This window comes from Mesorhizobium sp. 8 (assembly GCF_006351905.1).
In the GTDB taxonomy this organism is placed as follows: domain Bacteria; phylum Pseudomonadota; class Alphaproteobacteria; order Rhizobiales; family Rhizobiaceae; genus Mesorhizobium; species Mesorhizobium composti.
Genome location: NZ_CP040914.1, coordinates 3,952,251 through 3,976,967 on the forward strand (window position 1 = coordinate 3,952,251; position 24,717 = coordinate 3,976,967).

22 protein-coding genes are annotated in these 24,717 nt (G+C 65.7%); 11 read left to right on the plus strand and 11 right to left on the minus strand.

From position 1 onward, the window contains the following. Nucleotides 1-12: 12 nt before the first annotated feature. The 5 genes from FGU64_RS19115 to FGU64_RS19135 all read right to left on the minus strand — a co-directional run bounded on the left by FGU64_RS19115 (nt 13) and on the right by FGU64_RS19135 (nt 3,795). Nucleotides 13-789, minus strand: a complete 777-nt coding sequence (locus FGU64_RS19115; protein ID WP_139954597.1) for an inositol monophosphatase family protein — start codon at nt 787-789, stop codon at nt 13-15. 9 nt (nt 790-798) lie between these two features. Further along, nucleotides 799-1,536, minus strand: coding sequence for an amino acid ABC transporter ATP-binding protein (locus FGU64_RS19120; protein ID WP_139954598.1), 738 nt, complete (start codon nt 1,534-1,536; stop codon nt 799-801). 3 nt (nt 1,537-1,539) lie between these two features. Further along, nucleotides 1,540-2,232, minus strand: a complete 693-nt coding sequence (locus FGU64_RS19125; protein WP_139954599.1) for an ABC transporter permease — start codon at nt 2,230-2,232, stop codon at nt 1,540-1,542. Continuing rightward, nucleotides 2,229-2,924: an ABC transporter permease subunit gene (locus FGU64_RS19130; RefSeq protein ID WP_139954600.1), complete on the minus strand. Its 696-nt coding sequence runs from the start codon at nt 2,922-2,924 to the stop codon at nt 2,229-2,231. The genes FGU64_RS19125 and FGU64_RS19130 overlap by 4 nt, the downstream gene beginning before the upstream one ends. A 61-nt stretch (nt 2,925-2,985) precedes the next feature. Next, entirely contained in the window at nt 2,986-3,795 is an 810-nt protein-coding gene (locus tag FGU64_RS19135; RefSeq protein ID WP_139954601.1) for a transporter substrate-binding domain-containing protein, read from the minus strand. A 185-nt stretch (nt 3,796-3,980) separates the two neighbouring features. Here FGU64_RS19135 and FGU64_RS19140 point away from each other — a divergent pair, with 185 nt between their 5' ends. Beyond that, nucleotides 3,981-5,093, plus strand: a complete 1,113-nt coding sequence (locus tag FGU64_RS19140; RefSeq protein ID WP_139954602.1) for an aminotransferase class I/II-fold pyridoxal phosphate-dependent enzyme — start codon at nt 3,981-3,983, stop codon at nt 5,091-5,093. 28 nt (nt 5,094-5,121) lie between these two features. Here FGU64_RS19140 and FGU64_RS19145 read toward each other — a convergent pair whose 3' ends face one another. Continuing rightward, a complete protein-coding gene (locus FGU64_RS19145) occupies nt 5,122-5,943 on the minus strand; it encodes a helix-turn-helix transcriptional regulator (protein WP_139954603.1) in 822 nt (273 codons plus the stop codon). A gap of 48 nt (nt 5,944-5,991) precedes the next feature. Further along, the gene (locus FGU64_RS19150; RefSeq protein ID WP_139954604.1) at nt 5,992-7,242 is read right to left on the minus strand and encodes a cysteine desulfurase-like protein; all 1,251 of its coding nucleotides are present in this window, start codon (nt 7,240-7,242) and stop codon (nt 5,992-5,994) included. A 155-nt stretch (nt 7,243-7,397) separates the two neighbouring features. On the opposite strand from FGU64_RS19150, the gene FGU64_RS19155 reads away from it, so the two are divergent. From FGU64_RS19155 to FGU64_RS19165, 3 genes are all read left to right on the plus strand, one after another. Continuing rightward, nucleotides 7,398-8,540 carry an aminotransferase gene (locus FGU64_RS19155; RefSeq protein ID WP_139954605.1) on the plus strand — a complete coding sequence of 381 codons (1,143 nt, stop codon included), beginning with the start codon at nt 7,398-7,400 and terminating at the stop codon, nt 8,538-8,540. A gap of 226 nt (nt 8,541-8,766) precedes the next feature. Further along, entirely contained in the window at nt 8,767-9,783 is a 1,017-nt protein-coding gene (locus FGU64_RS19160; RefSeq protein ID WP_139954606.1) for a TRAP transporter substrate-binding protein, read from the plus strand. 108 nt (nt 9,784-9,891) lie between these two features. Further along, nucleotides 9,892-11,754 carry a TRAP transporter large permease subunit gene (locus tag FGU64_RS19165; protein WP_246671374.1) on the plus strand — a complete coding sequence of 621 codons (1,863 nt, stop codon included), beginning with the start codon at nt 9,892-9,894 and terminating at the stop codon, nt 11,752-11,754. A gap of 105 nt (nt 11,755-11,859) precedes the next feature. Here the strand turns inward: FGU64_RS19165 and FGU64_RS19170 are convergent, their stop codons facing one another. Next, on the minus strand, nt 11,860-12,657 hold the full coding sequence (locus FGU64_RS19170) for an SDR family NAD(P)-dependent oxidoreductase (RefSeq protein ID WP_139954608.1): 798 nt from the start codon (nt 12,655-12,657) through the stop codon (nt 11,860-11,862). Between the two features lie 173 nt (nt 12,658-12,830). Here FGU64_RS19170 and FGU64_RS19175 point away from each other — a divergent pair, with 173 nt between their 5' ends. The 3 genes from FGU64_RS19175 to FGU64_RS19185 are packed head-to-tail and all read left to right on the plus strand — an operon-like array spanning nt 12,831 to nt 16,130. Beyond that, on the plus strand, nt 12,831-13,652 hold the full coding sequence (locus FGU64_RS19175; protein ID WP_139954609.1) for an IclR family transcriptional regulator: 822 nt from the start codon (nt 12,831-12,833) through the stop codon (nt 13,650-13,652). Nucleotide 13,653: 1 nt separating this feature from the next. After that, a complete protein-coding gene (locus tag FGU64_RS19180) occupies nt 13,654-15,276 on the plus strand; it encodes an acyl-CoA synthetase (protein WP_139954610.1) in 1,623 nt (540 codons plus the stop codon). Further along, on the plus strand, nt 15,273-16,130 hold the full coding sequence (locus FGU64_RS19185; RefSeq protein WP_139954611.1) for a DUF296 domain-containing protein: 858 nt from the start codon (nt 15,273-15,275) through the stop codon (nt 16,128-16,130). Before FGU64_RS19180 ends, FGU64_RS19185 begins: the two co-directional genes overlap by 4 nt. 262 nt (nt 16,131-16,392) lie before the next feature. On the opposite strand, the gene FGU64_RS19190 is transcribed toward FGU64_RS19185, so the two are convergent. From FGU64_RS19190 to FGU64_RS19200, 3 genes are all read right to left on the minus strand, one after another. After that, nucleotides 16,393-17,259, minus strand: a complete 867-nt coding sequence (locus FGU64_RS19190) for an alpha/beta hydrolase (protein WP_180375572.1) — start codon at nt 17,257-17,259, stop codon at nt 16,393-16,395. Nucleotides 17,260-17,297: 38 nt separating this feature from the next. Next, nucleotides 17,298-18,968 (minus strand): amidohydrolase family protein, encoded by a 1,671-nt coding sequence (locus FGU64_RS19195; RefSeq protein WP_139954613.1) that lies wholly within the window; start codon nt 18,966-18,968, stop codon nt 17,298-17,300. Nucleotides 18,969-19,051: 83 nt separating this feature from the next. Then, nucleotides 19,052-19,786, minus strand: a complete 735-nt coding sequence (locus FGU64_RS19200) for a GntR family transcriptional regulator (RefSeq protein WP_136360029.1) — start codon at nt 19,784-19,786, stop codon at nt 19,052-19,054. 141 nt (nt 19,787-19,927) lie between these two features. Here FGU64_RS19200 and kynU point away from each other — a divergent pair, with 141 nt between their 5' ends. The 4 genes from kynU to FGU64_RS19220 all read left to right on the plus strand — a co-directional run bounded on the left by kynU (nt 19,928) and on the right by FGU64_RS19220 (nt 24,520). Further along, nucleotides 19,928-21,190, plus strand: a complete 1,263-nt coding sequence (gene kynU, locus FGU64_RS19205; RefSeq protein ID WP_139954614.1) for a kynureninase — start codon at nt 19,928-19,930, stop codon at nt 21,188-21,190. Between the two features lie 78 nt (nt 21,191-21,268). Continuing rightward, the gene (locus FGU64_RS19210; RefSeq protein ID WP_139954615.1) at nt 21,269-22,303 is read left to right on the plus strand and encodes an amino acid ABC transporter substrate-binding protein; all 1,035 of its coding nucleotides are present in this window, start codon (nt 21,269-21,271) and stop codon (nt 22,301-22,303) included. A 1-nt stretch (nt 22,304) separates the two neighbouring features. After that, nucleotides 22,305-23,480, plus strand: coding sequence for an ABC transporter permease subunit (locus FGU64_RS19215; RefSeq protein WP_139954616.1), 1,176 nt, complete (start codon nt 22,305-22,307; stop codon nt 23,478-23,480). Beyond that, nucleotides 23,477-24,520: an amino acid ABC transporter permease gene (locus FGU64_RS19220; protein WP_139954617.1), complete on the plus strand. Its 1,044-nt coding sequence runs from the start codon at nt 23,477-23,479 to the stop codon at nt 24,518-24,520. Before FGU64_RS19215 ends, FGU64_RS19220 begins: the two co-directional genes overlap by 4 nt. Nucleotides 24,521-24,717: the final 197 nt, after the last annotated feature.

Here is a 24,717-nt window from a genome sequence, read left to right on the forward strand (position 1 = left end):
GCGATCCAGAACCTATCGACCCAGCCGCTTCAACGCCTGCTCGTGCAGCGGACGGTCGCCGGCGGCGACGACGCAACCTCGCCAGTGGATGTCGAGCGGATCGCCCTGCCAGTCGGTGACGATGCCGCCCGCGCCTTCGATGATCGCCGTCGGGGCGAACAGATCGTAGGCGTCGAAGCCGGCGTCGACGGCTAGATCGGTGCGGCCGCGGGCAAGGCAGGCATAGCCGTAGCAACTGCCGCCATACTGGGTGAAGCGCACGGACTCGTCCAGCCGCGCGAACGGCGCGCGATCCGCCTCGGGAATGAAGCGGGGGTTCGATGAGGTCATATAGGCGTCGGCGAGCGTGGTGCCCGCGCGGCAGCGGATCGGCTTCCCGTCATGCCAGGCGCCGCGCCCGGAAATGCCGGTCAGGCGCTCTGCGGTGGCCGGCAGGTCGATGACGCCGGTCAGCGGCCGTCCCGCGCGGGCGACGGCGATCAGCGTGCCGTAGACCGGGATGCCGGCGATCCAGGCCGCCGTCCCGTCGATCGGGTCCAGCACCCAGACAAACTCGGCGTCGAGCCTTTCGGAGCCGTGTTCCTCGCCGAGGATGCCGTGGTCAGGGAAGGCGGCGCCGATCTCCTCGCGCAGCCTCGCCTCGACCGCGCGGTCGGTGGCGGTGACGAAACTGTCGTCCTGTTTCAGGTCGATGCGCATCGCTTCGCGCGCGGCCTGAAGGATCATGGCGCGCGAGGCGTCGGCCAGTTTTTCGGAGAAGGCCAGGAGTGTATCGGCGATGTCGGTCATTTTCGGTACTCAGTGAGCCAGGATTTGGCCGAGGAAGGTGCGGGCCCGCTCGGTCTTTGGGGCGGCGAAGAAATCCGCGGGCGTGGATGTCTCGATGATCTCGCCGTTGTCCATGAAGACGATGCGGTCGGCGACCGAGCGGGCGAAGCCCATCTCGTGCGTGACGCAGATCATCGTCATGCCCTCGCGGGCGAGGTCGGTCATGACGTCCAGCACCTCGGAGATCATCTCCGGGTCGAGGGCGGAAGTCGGTTCGTCGAACAGCATGACCTCGGGATTCATGCAAAGCGCGCGCGCAATCGCCACACGCTGCTGCTGGCCGCCGGACAGTTGCGAGGGATATTTGTTGGCCTGGTCGTGGATGCGCACGCGCGTCAGGTATTTCATGGCGGCTTCTTCCGCCTCGCCCCGTGGCTTCTTGTGCACGAGGCGCGGCGCCAGCGTCAGGTTCTGCAGCACGGTCATGTGCGGAAACAGGTTGAAGGCCTGGAACACCATTCCGACTTCGCGTCGCACGCTCTCGATCTTGCTTTCGTCGTCGGTCAGCTCCTTGCCGTCGACGACGATGCGGCCGCTGTCGTGCTCCTCCAGCCGGTTGATGCAGCGGATCATCGTCGATTTACCCGAACCCGAAGGGCCGCAGACAACGACTTTCTCGCCCTTGGCGACGGAAAGGTCGATGTTCCGCAGCGCGTGGTAGTCGCCGTAGAACTTGTTCACCTGTTCCAGGTCGACGATGCCGGTCATGGCTCAGCCCTTTCTGACATGGCGGTTGGCGTAGCCTTCGAGCAGGCTGAAGGCGGTCTGTATGAACCAGACCAGAACCAGGTAGATGATCGTGGCGGCGATGAAGATCTCGTAGGGGGCGAAGGTGTCGGCCACGATGGTGCGGGCGACGCCGGTCATCTCCATCAGCGTGACGGTCGAGGCGAGCGCGGTCGATTTCAGCATCGACACGATCTCGTTGCTGTAGGCCGGCAGCGCCAGCCGCACCGCCAGCGGCGCGGTGATGCGGCTGGCGCGCTGGAACTTCGTCAGGCCGAGAGCCTTGCCGGCTTCGATCAATCCCTTGTCGACGCCGAGCACGCCGCCGCGCAGGATTTCCGAGACATAGGCCGCCGTATTGAGCACCAGGGCGATGACCGAGCACCAATAGGGCTCCCGCAGAAGCGGCCACAGGAAGCTGTGCCGCAACAAGCCGAATTGCGGCAGGCCGTAATAGATGATGAACAACTGCACCAACAGCGGCGTGCCGCGGAAGAAGTAGATGTAGGCCTTGGCTGGCCACACCAGCCAGGCGTGTTGGGACAGCCGCATCAACAGGATGCCGACGGCCAGCAGCAGCCCGAGAAGGGTCGAAACCACCAGCAGATTGAGCGTCAGGCCTAGTCCCTGTAGGATCTTCGGCAGGCTGGTGGCGATCAGCGCGAAATCGAAGCTCATCGCGTCCCCCGCAGGTGGCGGTTGGCGCGCACTTCCAGTTGCCCGACGACAAGCGTGATGACCGTCGTCATCGCCAGGTAGATCATGGCGACGGTGACGTAGAGCAGGAACGGCCGATGCACGACGGAATTGGCCATCTTGGCGACGAAGAGGATCTCCTCCAGCCCGATGATGGAGATCAGCGCCGTATCCTTCATGATCGAAAGCATGTGGTTGCCGAAGTTGGGCAGGGCCAGTCGCCACATCTGCGGAACGCGCACGTACCAGAACACCTGGTAGGGGTTGAGGCTGAGCGCGCGGGCGGCTTCGATGTGGCCGCGGTCGACGCCGAGGAAGGCGCCGCGGAACGTCTCCGTCATATAGGCGCCGACGATGAGGCCGATGGCGATCGAGCCAGCCCAGAAGGGAGGCAGGTCTATGAACTTCACCGACGGGTCGAACAGGCGCACGAACCAGGTCAGCGTCAGCGCCATGCCGAAATAGAACAGCAGCAGCACCAGCAGTTCCGGGGCGCCGCGGAAGACCACCGTATAGACCTGCGCCAGTGCGCGCAGCAGGCGGCTGTTCGAAAGCTTCGCCGAGGCGCCGAGGAGCCCGAGCGCGACCGCCATGGCGAGCGCGACAGCGAAGACCTGCAGGACGGTCAAAAGACCGAAGAAGAAGTCATCCCACCAGCCGTCCAGCAGCGACATGGCAAACCCTCGCGAGCCAGGCGGGCGCCGCGGTCAAGCGGCGCCCGGAGGTTTTCGTTCGTCAGTCGACGCCCTTCCAGTTTTCCGGCTGGATGGAGAAGGGGAAGTATTTGTGGCTGTACTTCTCGAGCGAGCCGTCCTTGATCATCTCGGCCAGCGCCTTGTCGATGCGCTTCAGAAGCTCGTCGTTGCCCTTGCGCAGGCCGACGCCGACGCCTGGGCCGAAATACTTGACCTCGTCGATCGCCGGCGAGACGAATTCGAAGCCGGCGCCGTCATCCTTGCTGAGGAAGTCGAGATAGGCCTTCATCGGATTGGTGATGGCGATGTCGATACGGCCGTTCTGCAGGTCGAGCAGCATCGACTGGTTGCTGTCGTAGTAGACGACCTCGGCTTCGGGCAGCTTGGCTTCCAGCCATTTCGAATAGGTGGAGGCACGCTCCACGCCGAAGCGCAATCCCTTGAATGCTTCCGGGATCGGCTGGCCGGCGTCGTCGAACAGCTTCAGCTTGGCGTCTTTCGCACCGAGGATGCGGCCGATCGAGACGCGATAGGGAATGGAGAAATCGATCTTCTGCTTGCGCTCCTCGGTGATCGACAGGGAGGCGACGATCAGGTCGAACTTGGAGGCCAGCAGGGCCGGGATCATGCCGTCCCATTCCTGGCAGACATATTCGAGGTCTACGCCGATGCGCTCGGCGATGCCCTTGGCGACGTCGACGTCGTAGCCGGCCATCTGGCCGTCGGGCGTGCGGTAGTTGAAGGGCGCATAGGTGCATTCCATGCCGACCCGAAGGGTTTCGGCTTGGGCCGGCAGCGCCGCCGTCAGGCCCAGAAGCGCGGCGGCCAAAAGACCAGTCCTGAATTTCATGATGTCCTCCCGGTTCTTGGAACTCGTTGCGGCGATCCTCCCGCCGATTCCGGAACGATGCGCTGGTCGTCGGGCGAAGAATATCCTCCCAAGGGATGATGGTCGCCATCGGCCTCGGGGTGGATGGAAAGTGCCGACGGCTTGGCTTAGCCATCTGCCGAGCGTCGAGCGGAGGGAACGGTCCGATGAATTATTCGCGCATGCCTATCGAGCTGGAATCGCCGGAGCAGCTCGGCTACGACACCATCCGCTACAACCTGTCGGAAAGCTCGGTCGCCGATAGGCGGCTGGGCGAGCTCAATCTGAAGCTCGACGACATCCTGTTGTGCTACGGCGATCATCGCGGCGCACCTGACCTGCGCGCGCTGGTCGCGAAGACGGGCGAGGGGCTGGCGGCAGACGACGTGCTGATCACCGCCGGTGCCGCCGGCGCGCTGTTCATCATCTCGACCTCTATGCTGAAGGCCGGAGACCACATCGTCGTGGTACGGCCGAACTACGCCACCAACATCGAGACGCCGCGCGCCATCGGCTGCGACCTGAGCTTCATCGATCTCAAGTTCGAGGACGGTTTCAGGCTGGATCTCGGCAAGATCGAGGAGGCGATCAGGCCCGGTACGAAATACGTCTCGGTGACCTATCCGCACAACCCGACCGGCGTGATGATCTCGCCGGACGAGCTGCGCGCCCTGATCGATCTGGTCGAGCGCAAGGGCATTCGCCTGCTCTTCGACGAGACCTATCGCGAGATGACGTCCGGCCCGATGCTGCCCCTCGCCGCCGGCCTGTCGGACCGCGTCATCAGCGTCTCGTCGCTGTCGAAGACCTACGGCATTCCCGGCATCCGCATCGGCTGGCTCGTCACCCGCGACAGCGCGCTGATGGAAACCTTCCTGGCGGCGCGCGAGCAGATCGGCATTTCGGGCAGCATGGTCGACGAGTACATCGCCTATGTCGCGCTCAGCCGGCGCGAGGATTGGCTCGCCTTCAACAACGCCCGCATCGCCAGCGCCTTCGCCATCGTCAAGGACTGGATCGCTTCCGAGCCCCTGGTTGAATGGGTCGAGCCGTCGGGCGGCTGCGTCTGCTTTCCCCGCATCGTGCCTTCGGCCAAGGTGGACGTGGCCGGTTTCCACGAACGGCTCTACCGCAAGCACGACACCTATGTCGGCCGTGGCCGCTGGTTCGAGCAGGACGATCGCCATTTCCGCATCGGCTATGCCTGGCCGAACGAGGACGAACTGCGCAAGGGGCTGGCCGCGATATCGGCGGCGATCCGCGAAAGCCTCGTTGGTTGAGCGGATGAACCCGCGCGTGCGGCCGAGCCTAGAGATTGAGGCTTTTCAGGAAGGTCGAGAAAAGCTCCTGCTGGGTGGAAAGGTTGAGCTTGGTGTAGAGCTTCTGCCGATGGGTCTTCACCGTCGCCGTCGAGATGCCGAGGTGATAGCCGATCGATTCGCTGGAATGGCCTTTCAGGATGAGAAGCGCCACTTCGCGTTCGCGCGGACTGAGCAGGCCGCGGCCGAAGTCGGTGAACAGATGGTCGATGGGTCGCCCTTGGGATCGCGCCTCGCCGCGTGACAGATGCGCCCACAGGCGGCGGAAGATGGCCGCGATCAGCGGCTGCACCTGCTGAAGGCTGGCGATCGAGGCTTCGTCGAAGCCGCCTTCGCTGCGGATGCGCGACAGGCTGATCTCAGCCAGTTCGTCGCCCGGCAGGTCGATCGCGATGATCAGTTCTTCCATGCCCTCGGGCCAGCCGTGCGTGCGATAGCCCAGTTCCTCGTCCTCGTGACGGCGGATGTCGAGGTTCCGATAGAGATCGGAATCGAAATAGTTGTCGGGCGCCAGATCCCGCATCAGGTAGATGCCGGGCTTCAGTCCACCGAGATAGGCATTGTAGACCGGGTTGAGCAGATAGGTGCCTGCCGTGAAAAGCTCGATGGCCCGCTTGGCGCGCGGGCCGGAAAAGGTATCGAACACATAGGCCGGCCTGCTGGTGCGCCGGTGAATCACCGACAGCGCGAGATGAAAATGCACGACAGAGCCGATGGCGGCCAGCAGCGCCGCCACGCCGTCCGGCTGGTCATGACGGTCGAGCGCGTGGGCAAAAGGAGCGATCCAGCTGGCGGGAGAAGGTTCGGACATGGACCTTTCGGTGCGGTGCCCGCAAGGGGCTGATATCTCAACCGAAAGTTATGACATGGCGGCTTTCGGCACAAGCTTGGCGATCGCCGCAAGCGTCCGGTCGATCTCTTCGGCGGTGTTGTAGTGGGCGATGCCGATGCGCACCACGCCCTCGTCCTCCGAGAGGCCGAGATGGCGCGCCGGCTCCAGTGCGTAATTATGGCCTGACCACACGTTGATGTCCTCGGCCGCCAGCGCCTCGGCAAAGCGATGGGTGGATATCCGGTCGTGGACGAACGAGACCGTCGGCACCCGGCGGGAAAAAAGGTTCGGATTGGCGATGCCCATCAGCCTGACGCCGGGCAGCGCCGTCAGGCCGCCGACGAGCTGCCGCGTCAGGCCGGCTTCGTAGGCGTCGAAAGCCTGGTAGGCGCCGGCCATCTTCTCGCGTCGCGTTCCACTGTGGCCGGTGTGTTCGCCCGCCCATGCCAGATAGTCGATCGTCGCCGTCAGCCCGGCCAGCAGCTCGGTCTGCGGCGTGCCGGTCGAGAAGCGGTCCGGCAGGTCGTCGCTCTGGCAGCGCACCCGGTGCGGCGGCAGCGCGCGCAGCAGCGCCTCGCGCCCCCACAGGACACCGAGATGCGGGCCGAAGAACTTGTAGGACGAGCAGACGAGGAAATCGCAGCCGATGGCCTGCACGTCCGGCAGGTGATGCGGCGCCAGCTGCACGGCATCGATCCAGACCAGTGCGCCGGCCGCCTTCGCCATGGCGGTCAGGGCGGCGACTTCGTTGATGCTGCCGGTCATGTTGGAGGCGTAGTTGAGTGCCAGGAATTTCGTCCGCGAGGACAGAAGCGGCGCGAGGTTGTCCGGCTCGATGCGCCAGGTCTCCTTGTCGAAGGGGAGCCATTTCACGACAAGGCCATGCCGTTCGGCCATGTCGAGCCAGGGCGAGATGTCGCCCTCATGGTCCATGCGCGTGACGATGATCTCGTCGCCGGGCTTGAGCGTTTTGCCGATGACGCGCGCCATCTGGTAGGCGAGCGTCGTCATGTTCGGCCCGATCACGATTTCCTGCCAGGACGCCGCGTTGACGAAATCCGCCGCCGCCTCGTGGGCGGCGCGCCAGATCGCGTCGGCGCGTTGCGAGGCGGCGAAGTGTCCGCCCAGATTGGCCGATGCCGTCGCCATCGTCTCGGCCACCGCGGCGATGACCGGTTCGGGAACCAGCGTTCCCGCCGGATTGTCGAGATGGGCGGTGCGGGAGTTCCTGAGGGCCGGGAAACGGCTGCGAATGAGGTCCAGGGGATAAAGCGTCATGCGTCGAACTCCTTCGCGGCGATTTTGTCCGCCTTTGTCACGCCTTCTCGTATCGCTGGCCATCCACCCCGAAGGGGATGGGCAGTCAGCCTCGGGGAGGATGGCGTACCGACGCCGGCCGTGCAGGATTGTCGGAGCGAACAGGGAGGAACGGCATGAAGATCCGCGAATTCGGCGTCGAGATCTGGATGAACGCCTATGAGAATGACGCGAAATTCAATCTCGCCGAAACCTGCGTGGATTCGATCACCGTTGCCGAATTGCTGTCGATGGCCGGCCGCAACGACACGGCGCTGGCCGAACTGTTGCCGATGCGCCTGGGATACGGCGCCATCGAGGGCTCCGACAGGCTGAAGGACGCGATCTGCCGCCTCTACGAGTGGCAGAAACGGGAGAACGTGATCGTCACGCACGGGACGATCGGCGCCAACCACCTCGTTCACGCCGCTCTGGTCGAACCCGGCGATACGGTGGTTTCGATCGTGCCGACCTACCAGCAGCACACGTCCATACCCGAAAGCTGCGGCGCAAAGGTGCGGCCGCTCTGGCTGAAACCCGAGAACGGTTTCCTGCCGGATCTCGCCGAACTGGCCGAACTCGCCAGGGGTGCGAAGCTGATCGCCCTGACCAACCCAAACAACCCGACGGGTTCGCTGATCGACAGGGCCGGGCTGGAGGCGATCGCCGCCATTGCCCGCGCCGAGGGGGCATGGGTTCTGTGCGACGAGGTCTATCGCGGCATCGACCAGGAGGGGGACGGCTTCACCCCGGCCATGTGCGATCTCTATGAGAAGGGCATTTCCACCTGCGGCATGTCGAAGGCGTTCTCGCTCGCCGGCCTGCGGCTCGGCTGGATCGCCGCGCCTGAGGAGGTCATCCGTGCGGTCTTCATCCATCGCGACTATACGACGATCAGCGTCGGCCGCCTGGACGACCATTTCTCCGCGCTGGCGCTGGAAAACAGCGAGCGCGTGCTGGAACGCAGCCGCAGGATAACCCGAACCAATCTGAAGATACTCGACGACTGGATCGCAGCCGAGCCGAGGATCAGCTATGTGAAGCCGAGATCGGGGACGACGGCGCTCCTGCGCTACGACCTCGACATGCCCTCGGCTGACCTGTGCCGCACCCTGCAAGCCGAGACGGGCGTGATGCTGCTGCCGGGTTCGGTGCTGGACATGGAAGGCTGGCTGCGCATCGGCTATGCCTGCGACACCGAAGTGCTGCGGCAGGGTCTGGCGCTGTTTTCGCGGTTCCTGGCGCGGCAGGCTGGCGCGGGTCGCTCGCCGGTTCCCTGAGACAGGGCGGCGCGCATGCGCTCGTAATGCGCTAGGTCCACAATGTGGAATGATCTGGCCGTGTTTCCTGGTCCATTCACGCCGACATGCCGTTTTGGCTTGCCGCTCGGCTGGTTTGTGTGAAATAAAAACAGTCTTCGGGAGAGGTGAGGTCCATTATGTGGACCTTTGGAGAATGTTTGAAATGGCGCTGCCGCGGAGCCAGGCGCCGAACTGGGAGGAAACGATGGCTGGACTGACGCGCAGAGATTTTCTTGGAACCACGGCGGTCACCGCGGCGGCGCTGACCATGCCGGCAATCCGATCCGCGCGGGCTGCCGATTTCCGCTACAAATACGCCAACAACCTGCCGGTCGCGCATCCGCTCAACGTGCGCGCCAAGGAGGCGGCCGATGCCATCGCCAAGGACACGGACGGCCGCTTCGAACTGCAGATATTCCCCAACAACCAGCTTGGCTCCGACACGGACGTGCTCAGCCAGCTTCGGTCGGGCGCGGTCGAGTTCTTCACTCTGTCGGGCCTGATCCTGTCGACGCTGGTGCCGGTCGCCTCGATCAACGGCATCGGCTTCGCCTTCCCGGACTACGATACGGTCTGGAAGGCGATGGACGGCGAGCTCGGTGCCTTCGTGCGTGGCGAGATCGCCAAGTCCGGCCTCGTCGCCATGGAAAAGATCTGGGACAACGGCTTCCGCCAGACGACGTCGAGCAGCAAGCCCATCGCCACGCCCGAAGATCTCGCCGGCTTCAAGATCCGCGTCCCGGTGAGCCCGTTGTGGACCTCGATGTTCGAGGCTTTCGGCGCGGCCCCCACCAGCATCAATTTCGCCGAGGTCTACACCTCGTTGCAGACCAAGGTCGTCGAAGGCCAGGAAAACCCGCTCGCTATCATCCAGACGGCGAAGCTCTACGAGGTGCAGAAATACTGCTCCATGACCAACCATATGTGGGACGGTTTCTGGTTCCTCGCCAACAAGGAGATGTGGGAGGCGCTGCCGGAGGACATCCGCGCCGTCGTCACCAAGCACATCAACGCCGCGGCGGTAGCCGAACGGGCGGACACCGCCGCGCTCAACGCTTCGCTGGCCGACAAGCTGAAATCCGAAGGCATGGAACTCAACACGCCCGATCCGGCACCGTTCCGCGACAAGCTGCGTTCGGCCGGCTTCTATGCCTCCTGGCGCGACAAATACGGCCAGGAGCCGTGGGATCTTCTGGAAAAGGCCGTCGGCAAGCTGGTGTAGGGCTTCGGGCCGAACGGTGGAAAATGGCTCTCGGATGATCCGGCGCGACATCGAGCGGAAAGGGTTGGGCAAGCGGCCTCGGCAGCCTGCCCGGCTGTCTGGCCGATGATGGAGCCGGCAACCGAGGCGGAAGCGGGCGTTTCGCTGCGGCCGTGGGCGGCGAAGGCCGACGCCTTCCTCGGCCATCTGGTGGAGATCCCGGCGGCGGTCCTCGTCATCGCCGAGGTGGTGGTGCTGTTCGCCGGCGTGGTGTCGCGCTACGTCTTCGACCGGCCGCTGGTCTGGTCCGACGAACTCGCCTCTCTATGCTTCCTGTGGCTCGGACTGCTCGGCGCCTGCGTTGCGCTGCGCCGCGGCGAGCATATGCGCATGACCGCCATGGTCACCGCACTGCCGCCGCGCGGGCGCGCCTTCATCGAGGTGCTGGCGATCGCTGCCTCGGCGGCCTTCCTGTTGCTGATCGTCATGCCCGCCTACAGGTTCGCGCTCAACGAAACCTTCATCACCACGCCGGCGCTCGGCATTTCGGCCGCATGGCGCGCCTCGGCGCTTCCGGTATGTGCTGCGCTGATGATCCTGATCGCGCTGGTGCGGCTGGCTTGCGTCGCTTCCACGCGGCAGGTCGTCGAGGCGGTGGCGCTGACGCTGGCCATCGGCGCCGTGCTCTACCTGATGAAGTCGGTCTTCGCCGACCTCGGCAACATCAATCTCGTCATCTTCTTCGTTGTGCTGCTCGCCGCCGCCATCTTCGCCGGCGTGCCCATCGCCTTCGCCTTCGGCCTCGGCACTTTCGCCTATCTGGCGCTGACGACGCGCGTGCCGATGAGCATCGTGGTCAGCCGCATGGACGAGGGCATGTCACACCTGATCCTGCTCGCCGTGCCGCTATTCGTGCTGCTCGGCTATCTGATCGAGACGACCGGCATGGCGCGGGCCATGGTGGCGTTTCTGGCCGCCCTCGTCGGCCATGTACGCGGCGGGCTCTCCTATGTGCTGCTCGGCGCGATCTTTCTGGTGTCCGGCATTTCCGGCGCCAAGGCCGCCGACATGGCCGCCGTCGCCCCGGTGCTGTTTCCCGAGATGAAGGCGCGCGGCGCCAAGCCCGGCGAACTGATCGCGCTTCTGTCGTCGTCGGGCGCCATGTCGGAGACGATCCCGCCGAGCCTCGTTCTCATCACCATCGGTTCGGTCACCGGCGTCTCTATCGCCGCCCTTTTCACCGGTGGCCTTTTGCCGGCGCTGGTGCTGGCATTGGCGCTGGCGGGCGTCGCCTGGTGGCGCTCGCGCGGCGAGGACCTTTCAGCCGTGCGCCGCGCCGGCCTCGGCGAGATCGGCCGCACCTTCGCCATCGCGCTGCCGGCGCTGATCCTGCCGTTCGTCATCCGCTTCGCGGTCGTGGAGGGCATCGCCACGGCAACCGAGGTTTCCACCATCGGCATCGTCTATTCGGTGCTGGCCGGCCTGCTGATCTACCGCCGCTTCGAATGGCACAGGCTGCGCGCCATGCTGGTTGGCACGGCCTCGCTGTCGGGTGCCATCCTGTTCATCATCGGCGCGGCGACGGCGATGGCCTGGGCGCTCACCCAGTCCGGCTTTTCCGGCCAGCTCGCCTCCTTCATGTCGACGCTGCCGGGCGGGGCGGCGAGCTTCATGGCGATGTCGATCGTCGTCTTCGTCATCCTCGGCTCGGTGCTCGAAGGGATTCCGGCCATCGTGCTGTTCGGGCCGCTCCTGTTCCCCATCGCCGAGGCCGTCGGCATCAATGACGTGCACTATGCCATCGTCGTCATCCTGGCGATGGGCATCGGCCTGTTCGCACCGCCCTTCGGCGTCGGCTACTACACCGCCTGCGCCATCGGCCGGGTCAATCCCGACGAGGGCATGCGGCCGATCATGGGTTATCTGCTGGCGCTGCTCATCGGCGTCATCGTGATCGCGGCGGTGCCGTGGTTCTCCATCGGCTTTCTTTAAAGCATGATGCCGAAAAGTTGCAGACTTTTCGGAAAACATCATACTTCAAAAACAAAGGGTTAGAGTGAAATACCGATTCAGCGAAACGGCATTTCGCTCTAAGCGTCAGGCGCAGCGTGCGGTGAGTCCTCCGTCGACGATGATATGCGTGCCGTTGACATAACGCGCCTCGTCGGAAGCCAGGAACAGCGCGGCATAGGCGGTATCCCAGGCATCGCCCATGCTTCCCGTCGGGCTCTGGGCATTGCGCTTGGCGAGCATCGTCTCGACATCCGCGCCGTAACTCGCCGCCAGCGGCTCGCGAATCATCGGCGTGTCCATCAGGCCGGGCAGCACGCAGTTGGCGCGGATGCCTTTGCCGGCATATTGCAGGGCGATGTTCTGCGTCAGCGCCAGCACGGCAGCCTTCGACGCCGTATAGGCGGCGTAGGGGAAGCCGATCCAGCGCAACGCCGCCGCCGAGGAAATGTTGACGATGGCGCCTGCTCCCTGCTCGACCATCGCTGGCAGCACATGCTTGCAGGCGAGGAACACGCCGGTCTGGTTGACCGCGACGATGCGGTTCCATTCCTCCTCGCTTGTCTCGACCGGTCCTCCGGTGGCGGCGATGCCGACATTGTTGTGCAGCACGTCGATGCGGCCATGGGCGCCGAGGGCGGCGGCCACGGCGCGCTCCAGGCTGGCGCTGTCGGTCACGTCGGCCGTGAGCGCCAGGCAATCGCCGCCCTGCGCCGTGATCTCGCCGCGGGTTCGTTGCGCCGCCGCAAGGTCGCGGTCTGCGACGACGACGGCGCCGCCCTCGCGCGCATAGAGCAGCGCGGCCGCCTTGCCGTTGTTCAGCCCTTCAGGCGGCGCGCCGCCGCCGACGACGAGCACGACCTTGTTTTGCATGCGTCCGGGCATAAACGTGTTCCTCTGCCGGTTGTTCACAGTATGGACCGTTTGGCCCGGCTCAGAAGGCGACAATAGCGCAAGACGCGCGCTTGCGCAGCCTTAGGTGCAATGCAAATATGAATCAGGATAAGGATCGCGTGCCTACATGGTCCATATTATGACCAAACGGAAGTTGCCATAACATGAGCGCTATGCGGGAGGTCACCGGCGCGCAGAGCGTCGACCGCGCGCTCGGCCTGCTGGCTATCGTGCGCCGCAATGCCGAAGCCGGCATCGGCCTCTCCGATATCCTGGCCGAAAGCGGCTTGAACAAGCCGACGGCGCGGCGCCTGCTGCTCGCCCTGATGCGGGCCGGACTGGTGGAGCAGGACGCGAAAAGCCGGCGCTACCATCTCGGCGAGGAGGCCTTCCTGATGGGCGCGCTGGCGGCAACGCGCCATAGCCTGCTCGAATTCACCGGCGAGAGCCTGCGGCATATCTCCGACAAAAGCGAGGATTCTTCGTTCTTCTCCGTGCGCCGTCAGAACCTTTCGGTGTGTCTGCAGCGCGAGGAAGGCCGTTTTCCGATCCGCACTCATGTGCTGCAGGCGGGCGCCCATCACCCGCTCGGCATTGGCGCCGGCTCGATGGCGCTGCTGGCGGACCTGCCCGACGAGGAGATCGACCACATCGTCGCCGAGAACGAGGCCGCCGTCGCCGCCCGCTTTCCGCGCTATACGCCACAGGTCATCCGCGAGCAGGTCGAGGCGACGCGCGCCCGCGGCTGGTCACTCAATCCGGGGCTGGTGCTGCCCAATTCTTGGGCGATCGGCATGGTCGTTCGCTATCCCGACGGCCGCACCGCCGGCGCGCTCAGCCTGTCGGCCATCGACAGTCGTATGGGAGCCGAACGGCAGGAAAATCTCGCCGCGCTTCTACGCGACGAGGCCGGCCGCCTGTCCGTGAAACTGCAACGCATTTTTGCGCGCCGCGACGGCCGCGCGAGGAAACCGACGGAGACGTAGAGTGGGGCAGCAAGCGCCATCCGCAAACGAGGCCCTGCCGCGTTCGACGCGGGTGTCCAACCTGGCGCATCTTTTGACGCGGTCGGCGCGCCGGCTCGGCGACGAAATTGCGCTGGCGTGGGGCGAGCAAAGCTGGACATGGCGCGATCTCGATGCGCGCGTCAGCGCCATGGCCGCAGGACTTCGCGACCGTTTCGGCGTGAAGAAGGGCGATCGCATCCTGGTCCAGTCGCAGAACTGCAACCAGATGCTGGAATCGATGTTCGCCTGCTTCCGGCTGGGCGCGGTCTGGGTGCCGACCAATTTCCGCCAGACCCCGGCCGAGGTCGCCTATCTGGCCGAGGCGAGCGGCGCGAAGGGAATGATCTGCCACGCCGCCTTTCCCGATCATGCCGCCACCTGCGCCGCGCTTGCCGCGCCGCCGGCTTTCACGCTTGCCATCGGCGAGGCCGGGTTCGGCGACAGCTACGACGCCGTGGTCGCCGAGTATCTGGGCAGGGCGGTTTCCAACGAGGCGGTCGGGCGCGACGATCCCTGCTGGTTCTTCTTTACCTCCGGCACCACCGGGCGGCCGAAGGCGGCGGTGCTGACGCACGGCCAGATGGGCTTCGTCGTCACCAATCATCTGTGCGACCTGATGCCGGGCACCACGCAACACGACGCCTCGCTGGTCGTCGCCCCGCTCTCGCACGGCGCCGGCGTGCATCTGCTGACCCAGGTGGCGGCCGGCGCCAGGACGGTGCTGACAACGTCGGAGCGCTTCGACCCGGCTGAAATCTGGTCGCTGGTCGAACACTGGCGCATCACCAACATGTTCACCGTGCCGACCATCCTGAAGCGCCTTGTCGAGCACCCCGCCGTCGACGGCGCCGACCACGGCTCGCTGCGCTACGTCATCTATGCCGGCGCGCCGATGTACCGGGAGGACCAGAAGCGCGCTTTGGCGAAGCTCGGGCCGGTCATCGTGCAGTATTTCGGCCTCGGTGAAGTGACGGGAAACATCACCGTCCTGCCGGCCGCGGAGCACGAGGCCGAGGACAGGCCCGGCATGCGTCTCAACACCTGCGGCTTCGAGCGCACGGCGATGGAAATCTCCATCCAGAACGATGACGGCGCCGAACTTGCGGCCAATGCCAGCGGCGAGATCTGCGTCACCGGTCCGGCCGTCTTCGCCGGCTATTACGACAACCCGGAAGCCAACGCCAGGGCCTTCCGCAACGGCTGGTTCCGCACCGGCGATCTCGGCTATCTCGACGAGCAAGGCTATCTCTATATCACCGGCCGGGCCTCCGACATGTACATTTCCGGCGGCTCCAACATCTATCCGCGCGAGATCGAGGAGAAGATCCTCGCCCATCCGGGGGTCGGCGAGGTGGCGGTGCTCGGCGTGCCGGACCCGGCATGGGGCGAGGCCGGCATCGCCGTGTGCGTGCCGGCGCAAGGCGCGACGGTGGGCGAGGCCGAACTGATCGCCTTCCTCGACGGCAAGCTCGCCCGCTACAAGATGCCGAAGCGCTTCATCTTCATCGAGGAGATGCCGAAATCGGCCTATGGCAAGATCACCAAGAAGCTGGTGCGCGAGGCGCTGGAGGCGCGCGGCCTGCTCGCCGAGACGACGGCATGACCGCCCGCCCGCCCATCGCCCATCCGGGGCCGGTGGCGCAACGGCGGCATGCGCTGGCATGGGCAAGGGCGGTGCCGCTCGATTTCACCCTGGCGCGCGGCGAGGCGGTGGAAACCGGGTTGGCGAAGGCGGTCGCCGCCGCCGGCTGCGACAGTGCCTGTGTCGGGATCGACGGCGGCCGCTTCGATCCGTTCCGCTACGTGCTGCCCGCGGCTTCGCCCGATGGCGAACATGCCGCCTGGTATTCCGCGACCATCGCACCTGAAGGTGGCGTCACGGTGGGGCATGCGACGGCGATCGTCGGCCGCCGCGACGGCGCCGGCTTCGTTCATTGCCATGGGCTTTGGCAGGACGAGAGGGGCTCACCTGCGCTCGGCCATATGCTGCCGTCCGAGAGCTTGCCGGCCGAGGCCGTGCGGGTGCGCGGTGTCGGGCTGCGCGGCGCGGTCTTCGAGTCGCGGCACGATCCGGAGACGAATTTCCGGCTGTTCACCGCCGAGCTGGCGCAAGGTGGCGAAGCCGGCGACAGGTCGGCGCTCGCCGTCACCTTGCGGCCGAACCAGGACATTTCACTTGCGCTGGAGGCGATCTGTCGCGACGGGGGCATCCGCCGGGCTACGATCCTTGGCATCGGCAGCCTGAACGGCGCACGCTTCGAGAGCGGCCCGGTGATGGAGTCCTACGCTTCCGAGTTCTTCGTCACCGAGGGGCGACTGGAGGAAACGCCGGCCGGCCCGGTCGTACGGCTCGACATCGCCATCGTCGACATGCGCGGCGCCATCTTCCATGGCCGTCTGGTGCGCGGCGAAAATCCGATCTGCGTGACCGCGGAGTTGGTCGTAGTACCCGATTGAGCCGCGCTCGCGCCACGGAATGCGCGCTGGTTCGCCAATCCGGCCGGTTTTTCAGGAACGCGGCGATCGGCTTTTCCAGAATTTCGTGGACGGCCGCGCCGGTGGCGACGCCAGTGACGATCGCGGCGATGAAGACGACCGGTCCCGGCAGGGAAAGCACGGAGCCGGCCTTGGCCACCACCGAGATCGCCACCATTCTTTGGATTGCCGGAAGGTGTAGTTTTCACCACTTCGGCTCGATCGCTCGTACACTGCAACCGCGTCAATGCTGCAGCGCCCTCATCGCGATGCAAAAAAGAAGACCTCCACTCTCGCCGAGTGTACGGCTGATCTCGAAATGGTTGTGGCCTTCCGCCAGCACGAGTTCACTTTGTTTGCCGGCCGCGCGCAGCGCGGCGTGAAACGTCGTCGCCTGGCGGCGGTATTCGTCGGTCTCGGCCGAGCCGTAAGCCACCACCATCGGGCAGGCGAGACGCGACAGATGGCGGATCGGACTGAATGCGTCGATCTCTGCGGCGCTCAGTTGCAGGTAGGCGCCCCGCGCGCTCAGCATAGTGCCCTGGAGATCGTAGGCCCCGCTGGCGCACAGAGCGGCGCGTACCGAGCCGGGGATGACATGCTCGGGCGTGTCGGCCGTCAGCGCTGCGGCGACCAGATGCGCGCCGGAAGAATGGCCGACGACGACGACACGGCCGCTGTCGAAGCCCAGTTCCGCAGAGTTGCGTAAAAGCCAGCCTATACCGCGCTGCACCTGCCTTACCATGTCCGGCAGTCGAGCGTCGGGAATGCTCGCGAAATCGAGCACGGCGAAGTCGATGCCCGCAGCAACGAACGCCTCGGCGGCGAAGGCGCTGTCCAAGCGGTCCAGCATGCGCCATGCGCCGCCGTGGACGTAGACGACCAGCGGTGCGCCCGGCCTGCCGGCGGAAAACAGGTCGATGCGCTCGAGCGGCGTCTCGCCATAGGCGAAGCTGCGGCAGGCGAGCCGTTCATGCGCGGCAATGCTGGCGCTGCGATACCAGGCGATGATGGCGTCGGCATTCGGCGCCCAGGCGCTTTGCGTGTAATTGAGGTCCAGCCTCGCCTGATCGTAGTCGAGGAAGACATATTCGGGTTTCGGTCGGCTCATGGCTTCCTCTCTCGGGTGCATCAGCGCCGGATCCTCGCTCACCGCTGGTGGACGACGCGGCCGTCAACGATGGTCAGGTCGGCGGTGATTCCGGCGATCCTGTCGGGCATGCAGGTCAGCGGGTCGTCCGACAGGACCGCCAGGTCCGCGAGCCGCCCGACCGCGATGCTGCCCTTGTCGTCCTCCTCGAATGTCAGCGCTGCGCCGCCGCGCGTCGCGCATTCGAGCGCTTCCGCGCGTGTCAGCGCCTGCTCGGGGGCGATTACCGCGCCATGCTTGTCGCGCCGGTTGACCGCGTGTCCGATCGAATGGAACAGGCTGAGCGGGGCGTTGTCGCTGCCGAACGAGATGGGTACGCCCGCCTCGCGCAGCGAGCGCAGCGGCACGATCTCGCCGGCGCGCTCGCTGCCGAGTTTTTCGACCAGTTCGCTGCCGCGCTTGTAGATATAGGCGGTCAGATGCGTGGTCACGGCAAGACCGAGATCCGCGACCTGCCTGACCTGGTCCGGTGTCAGGCTGACGATATGGCCGAGCACCCAGCGCTGCCCGGCGATCGGCGCGGTTTCGTTCACCTCAGCGAAGAGATCGAGCATGTTGGGCAGGATGCCGACGGCGCGGATGCCGTTGCGGGCGGCTTCGACCAGGACGGCCTTGAGGGCGTCGCGCGGCAGCGAGGAATCGTAGTGGAAGCCCGCCCAGCCGGTCTGTGGAAAGGCGGCGCTGCGAAGCGTGCGCTCGACAGAATTGTCGATCTCGCCATAGAGGCCTGCCATCCCGAGCCATTTGTCCCCGAGACCGCGGCCGGCCAGCCAATGGCCCCAGGATTTCAGCAGCGCCCGGCAATCGTCGGCGCTGGTGGAAGCCCATGGCGGGCTGAAAACCAGGGACGCCCGCACTGTCTGGCCCCCGGCCATGTTGACCTTCCGGTAAGCGTCGAGCACCTCGGCGGCGATGCCGTGGCCCTCGAACACGCTGGTCGTGCCGGCGCGGTTGTAGGCTCGCATCGAGGCGGCAAGTGCGGTGACGCGGTCGGCCGGCGCGAAATTCGGTGCGCGCCGCATCAGGCTGAGCTCAACGACGGGCATCTTGTTGGCTTCGATGAAGACGCCGGTCGGCTCGCCGTTGCGCGGATCACGGCAGATTTCGATCGACGGTGCAGGCGGAACCGTCGCGGCATCGATGCCGGCCAGCCGGAGCGCAGCGCTGTTGGCGATCGAAACCAGCGGCAGGTCCGAACGCCAGTAGCCCCATATCGAGCGGATGTAGACGGGATTGTCCGGCGCGGCGCGGTCGAGGTCGTGGCGGTCGGGGAAACGACCCTCGGCGATGCCGGCCAGCACATTCTCGTAACCCGGCGGCTTGCCGATCGGCATGGTGACGATCCATTCGCCGGGCTTCCGGGAACGCGCGATTTCGGCGATACGGCCGACGATGTCCTCGATCGAGCGGCAGTCCGCCAGCGAGGGCAGTAGGTCCTTCAACCCCTCCCGGTCCATGTGGGCGTGGCCGTCGACCAGACCCGGCACCACGGTCCGTCCCGCGAGGTCGATCGTTTCCGTCGCCGCCGTGGCGAGCGCCGAGATGGCCGCCGTCGAGCCAAGGGCGGCGATGCGCGCGCCAGACACGGCCAGCGCCTCGTGGCGGCCGTCGTCGCCGAGGACGTTGCCGTTGACGAGAACGAGCGTCGGATATGTGGATGCGCCGTTCATGATTGTCCGTTTTCCATGGATATTTCCTGCCGTTGAAATCCGTCGTCGGGGCGGGTCGATTGCCGTGTTGCGCCGGGCAGCGCTTAGCCGTCGCGCGCGCTCGCGCCGTTGAAATCGGCGGCAACGAAGACCTGCCGGGTCAATTCGATATGCGCGCCGAGCAATTCGACCGCGCCGTCGATATCGTGGTTAAGCGCCGCGTTCATCAATTCGGTATGCGGCGCCAGTGCGAGCGCGCTGCACAATGCATGGAAGGCGGCGCTGTCGCGCCATTTCTCGCCTCTTGTGGCCGAAAGGCCGGGCGCGATGGCGAGCACGCGGTGATGGCGGCGCAACTGGTCGCGAATCTGGATATAGAAGCGCATCAGCCAGGGCGACTTGCAGGCCGACAATAGCGCCATGTGGAAAGCTTCGTGCCGCTCCTCCCAATCGGTGATGACGAGGTCTTCCGGCCGTTCGGTGGGCGGTGCGCAGCGCGACAGGCGGAAATGGGCGGCCACGAGTTTGGTTTCCCACGCTTCGTCGCCGTTTGCGATGGATGCGGCCAGCATCGGCAGTTCCACCAGCCGCCGGGCGGCGGTCAGGTCGCCCAATTCCTCCAACGATACCGGCGCGACCGTATAGCCCTTGTTGGCGCTGGACGTGACGAGATGTTCGGCCTCCAGCCGCGACAACGCTTCGCGCAGGGGCGTCCAGCCGATGCCGTAGGCTTCGCGCATGGCACCCAGCTTCAGCGGGACGCCGGGCTTCAGTCGTGTTTCGAGAATCTCCTGCCGCAGCGTTCGGTAGGCGAACTCCGTCTTTGTGATCTCGTCCATTTGAGTCCCTTGCTCTTTCAATTTTATATATAATTCCCCTTGAGAAGCAATGTTATATATATCTATTGACATCTTCGATATTACATCGAATGATCGATGCAACCAAGCCACCCAGGTGGCCGTGGCCCACGGGGAGGCATCATGACACCGGTAATCACCAACGCCGCAGGCGTTGCCCTGGATATCGCGCGCCGCGACGAATCCGATCCGCTCGCCCGTCTGAAGCAGCGTTTCCATCTTCCGGCCGACATGGTCTATCTCGCCGGCAATTCGCTCGGACCGACGCCTGTTGCGGCCTTCGCCGACATGGAAGCCGCCATGCGCCGGGAATGGGCAGAAGGTCTCGTGCGCAGCTGGAACGACGCGGGCTGGTTCACACTGGCCGAGAGCCTCGGCGACCGCGTCGGCGCGCTGGCCGGTGCGGCCGCCGGACAGACGATGGTCTGCGATTCGGTGTCGGTGAACGTCTACAAGGCTCTGCAGGCGGGTCGCTCGCTGCGGCCGAAGCGTACCACGATCGTCGCCGAGGGCGGCAGCTTCCCGACCGACCTTTATGTCGCCGAGGGCGTCGTGGCGGGAGCGCCGGGCATGGAACTGCTGCTCGAGGGCGTCGACGGCGCAAGGATCGAAGACCTCGTCGACGAGCGGACCGCCGTCGTGCTGGTGAACCACGTCGACTATCGGACCGGTGAACTGCGTGACATGGCCGCCATGACGCGCTTCATCCACGACAGGGGCGCGCTTGTCGTCTGGGATCTATGCCACAGCATCGGCGTCGTCCCGGTCGAGCTCGACCGCGCGGGTGCTGACCTGGCGGTGGGCTGCACCTACAAATATCTCAACTGCGGCCCCGGCGCGCCGGCCTTCATCTATGCCGCCGCACGCCATCAGGCGACGTTGCGCCAGCCGCTTTCCGGCTGGTGGGGTCACGCCGCGCCCTTCGCCTTCGAGCGCGGCTACCGGCCCGACAACGGCGCCCGCCGCCTGCTTTGCGGCACCCAGCCGATCCTGTCCATGCGTACCCTCGACGCCGGTCTCGCCGCCATCGAGGATGTCGACATGCATGCCCTTCGCGCCAAGAGCATCGCCATCACCGATCTGTTCATGACGCTCGTGGAAGACGCCTGCCGGACCCACGGCGCGACGATCGTCACCCCGCGCGATCCGGCCCGGCGCGGCAGCCAGGTGTCGATCGCCTTCGAGCATGGCTATCCCGTGGTCCAGGCGTTGATGGCGCGCGGTGTCGTCGGCGACTTCCGCGCGCCGGACATGATGCGCTTCGGCTTCTCGCCGGCCTATCTCAGCTATGCCGACGTGCATCGGGCCGCGTCCGCGTTCAACGCCGTGCTGGAGGGGGGCGACTGGCGCGACGCGCGCTTTACGGCGCGACGCGCCGTCACCTGACGCCGGCCGCCGGGAGGGCGGCCGCAGCTGTAGGGATCCTTCAATCCGGGTGAAATGAAAGACAAGGGAGGAAATGCGATGAACCATCTGCTCAGAAACGGTCTTGCGGGCGCCATGCTGATGGCGACCTGCGCGGGCTTCGCCATGCCGGCGCAGGCGGGCGCCACCATCGACGGCATCCGCCAGCGCGGCGAAACCGCCTGCGGCGTCAGCACCGGCATCGGCGGCTTCTCGATCGCCGACAGTTCGGGCCAGTGGACCGGCTTGACCACCGATTTCTGCCGCGCGGTGTCGACCGCCATCCTGGGCGACGCTGCCAAGGAGAAGTTCGTGCCGCTCAGCCCGCAGCAGCGCTTCACCGCCCTGCAGTCCGGCGAGGTCGACATGCTGACCACCGTCGCCACCTGGACGCTGACGCGCGACGCTTCGCTCGGCCTGCTCTATGCCGGCGTCTATTTCTATGACGGCCAGGGCTTCCTGGTCCCCAAGTCGCTTGATCTCAAGAGCGCGCTCGACCTCGACGGCGCCAGCATCTGCACCGCCACCGGCACCACCAGCGAACTGAACATGGCGGACTATTTCCGCGCCAACGGCAAGACGTTCACGCCGGTGGTGTTCGAATCCCAGCAGGAAGCGCGCGCCGCCTTCTTCAGCGGGCGCTGCCAGGCTTTTTCCGCAGACATGTCCTACCTGTCCTCGGTCCGCGCATCCGACGCGCCCAATCCGGACGACTGGCAGATCCTGCCGGAAATGATCTCCAAGGAGCCGCTCGGGCCGGTCGTCGGCCGCAACGATCTCGACTTCTTCACCGTCGCCAAGTGGACGCTGATGGCGCTGGTGGAGGCCGAGGAAAGGGGCGTCACCTCTGCCAATGTGGACGAGATGAAGGACAGCAAGGACCCCGGCATCCAGCGGCTGCTCGGCTCGTCGGGCGATATGGGCGAGAAGCTCGGCCTCGACGCCGCCTGGGCCTATCGCGTGATCAAGCGGGTCGGCAACTACGGCGAGATCTTCGACCGCAATGTCGGACCCCGGACGCCGTTGCGCATGGAGCGCAACGCCAACGCGCTGTGGACGCATGGCGGGCTGATGTACGCCCTGCCGATACGATGAGATGAAGGCCGCCGCAGTCGAAACGGAGCGGCGTGCGGGAGGCTGGAACGAGCCGGCCTTCCGCGCTCTCGCCATTCAGGTGCTGGTGCTGGCCATCGTCGCCGGCGTCGTCGCCTTCCTTGGCCTCAACCTCGTCGGCAATCTCGAAGCGCGCTCGATCCGCACCGGATTCGGGTTCCTGTGGCAGGCGGCCAGTTTCGAGATCGGCCAGAGCTTCATCCCCTACAGCGCCGATGCCACATTTGGCACAGCGCTGCTGGTCGGCCTGCTCAACACGCTGGTGGTCGCGCTGCTCGGCGTCATCCTGTCGACCGTCGCCGGCACCTTCGTCGGCATCGCCAGCCTGTCGCGCAATCCGCTCGTCGCGCCCCTGGCGACGGGCTATGTCGAATTGGTCCGCAACGTCCCGCTGCTGTTGCAGCTCTATGTCTGGTACGCGGTGCTGACCCAGATGCTGCCGGCCGCGGCGGCTGCGCCGAAACTGCCGTTCGGCGTTTATCTGGCCAAGAGCGGCCTGCATTTCCCGATCCTGCATTCGGGTCTTTGGCTGGTGCTCGCCGCGCTTTTTGTCGGCATGGTCGCCGCCTTCGCCTATGGCCTTTGGGCGCGGCGTCGGGCCGATCGCTTCGGCGGCCCGCCGCCACTCTGGCCACGAGCCCTGCTGCTTGCCGGGCTGCCGAGCCTCGCGTTCCTGTTCGTCGCCATGACGACGCCCTTCGACGTGCCGCGCCCCACCCGCTTTGGCTTCTCGGGCGGCGGCCAGGTATCTCCCGAACTGACGGCGCTGCTGATCGGCCTGTCGCTCTACAACGCCGCCTTCATCGCCGAGATCCTGCGCGCCGGCATCATGTCGGTCGATCGGGGACAAGCGGAGGCCGCCGCGGCACTAGGCCTCAAGCGGGGCCAGACCATGCGGCTGGTCGTCATCCCGCAGGCATTGAAGGTCGCGGTGCCTCCGCTCGCCAACCAGTATCTCAATCTCGCCAAGAACACCTCGCTGGCGATTGCCATCGGCTATCCCGACCTGATGTCCATCGGCAATACGATCATCAACCAGACCGGCCAGGCGGTCGAGGTGATCGCCATCATGATGGCCGCGTACCTGGCGATTAGCCTGTCGATCTCCGCCTTCATGAACTGGTACAATGCGCGCGTGGCGCTGGTCGGTACGCAATGAACGCCGCCGTTTCCGGATTGCGCTACAGGTTGTTCGGCAGCATCAGCAATTCGCTGCTGACGGTGGCGATGCTTGCCGCCTTCGTCATGCTGCTGCCGCCGCTGTTGCGCTGGGCCTTCTTCGACGCCACGTGGACGGCCGCCTCTCCGGACGCCTGCCGCGCCAATGGCGGGGCCTGCTGGGCATTCATCCATGAGAAGTACCGGCTGATCCTGTTCGGCCGCTACCCTTATGAGGAGCAATGGCGGCCGCTTCTGGCGCTCGCGCTCGCCGTCGTCCTGGTGTTGGCGAGCTGCTCGCTGCGCTTCGGCTGGCGCATGGTGCTTGGAGGATGGCTGCTCGGCACGGCCATCATCCTCCTGCTGATGCGCGGCGGCACACTCGGCCTGGCGCCGGTGCCGACCGACCTGTGGGGCGGCCTGCCGCTGACGGTCCTGCTCGCCATCGGCGGCATCGTCTGTGCCTTTCCGCTCGCGGTGCTGCTGGCGCTCGGCCGCCGTTCGCGGCTGCCGGTGGTGAAATCGATCTGCGTCGCCACCATCGAGATGGTCCGCGGGGTGCCGCTGGTGAGCGTGCTGTTCATGGCGTCGTTCATGATACCGCTGTTCCTGCCCGGCAGGCTGCAGGTCGACGCCCTGCTGCGCGCTCTGGCGGCGATCACGCTGTTCAGCGCCGCCTATCTCGCCGAGGCTATCCGCGGCGGCCTGCAGGCCGTGTCCCCCGGCCAGGAGCAGGCGGCTGCGGCGCTCGGCCTCACCTACTGGCAGACGTCGCTGCTGGTGGTGCTGCCACAGGCGCTGCGGCATGCCATTCCGGCGATCGCCAACCTGTTCATCGGTCTGTTCAAGGACACCTCGCTCGTCGGTATCGTGGGGCTGACGGACCTGCTGCTCGCCGCGAAGCAGGCGCTGGCCGACCCGCAATGGCGGACCTTCATCGTCGAGGGTTACGTCTTCGTTGCCCTGATCTATGCGGCGTTCTGCTTTTTCATCTCGCGCTACAGCCGCGCGCTCGAGCGCAGGCTGCGGAATGAGCGGTAGATCAGATAACGATGGAACTCTCGGACGATTGCCGATCGGTCAAGTAGGTCCCTTGTGGCGGGTCAAATGGAGCGCGTCTGCATCTCGAAGTTCTGATTGCCCCAGATCAGACGGCTCTTGTCATCACAGGCTATGACGAACCTTCCATAATCTATGTAGCTACGAACATGGCGAACCTTGCTATCGCAGCTCATGCG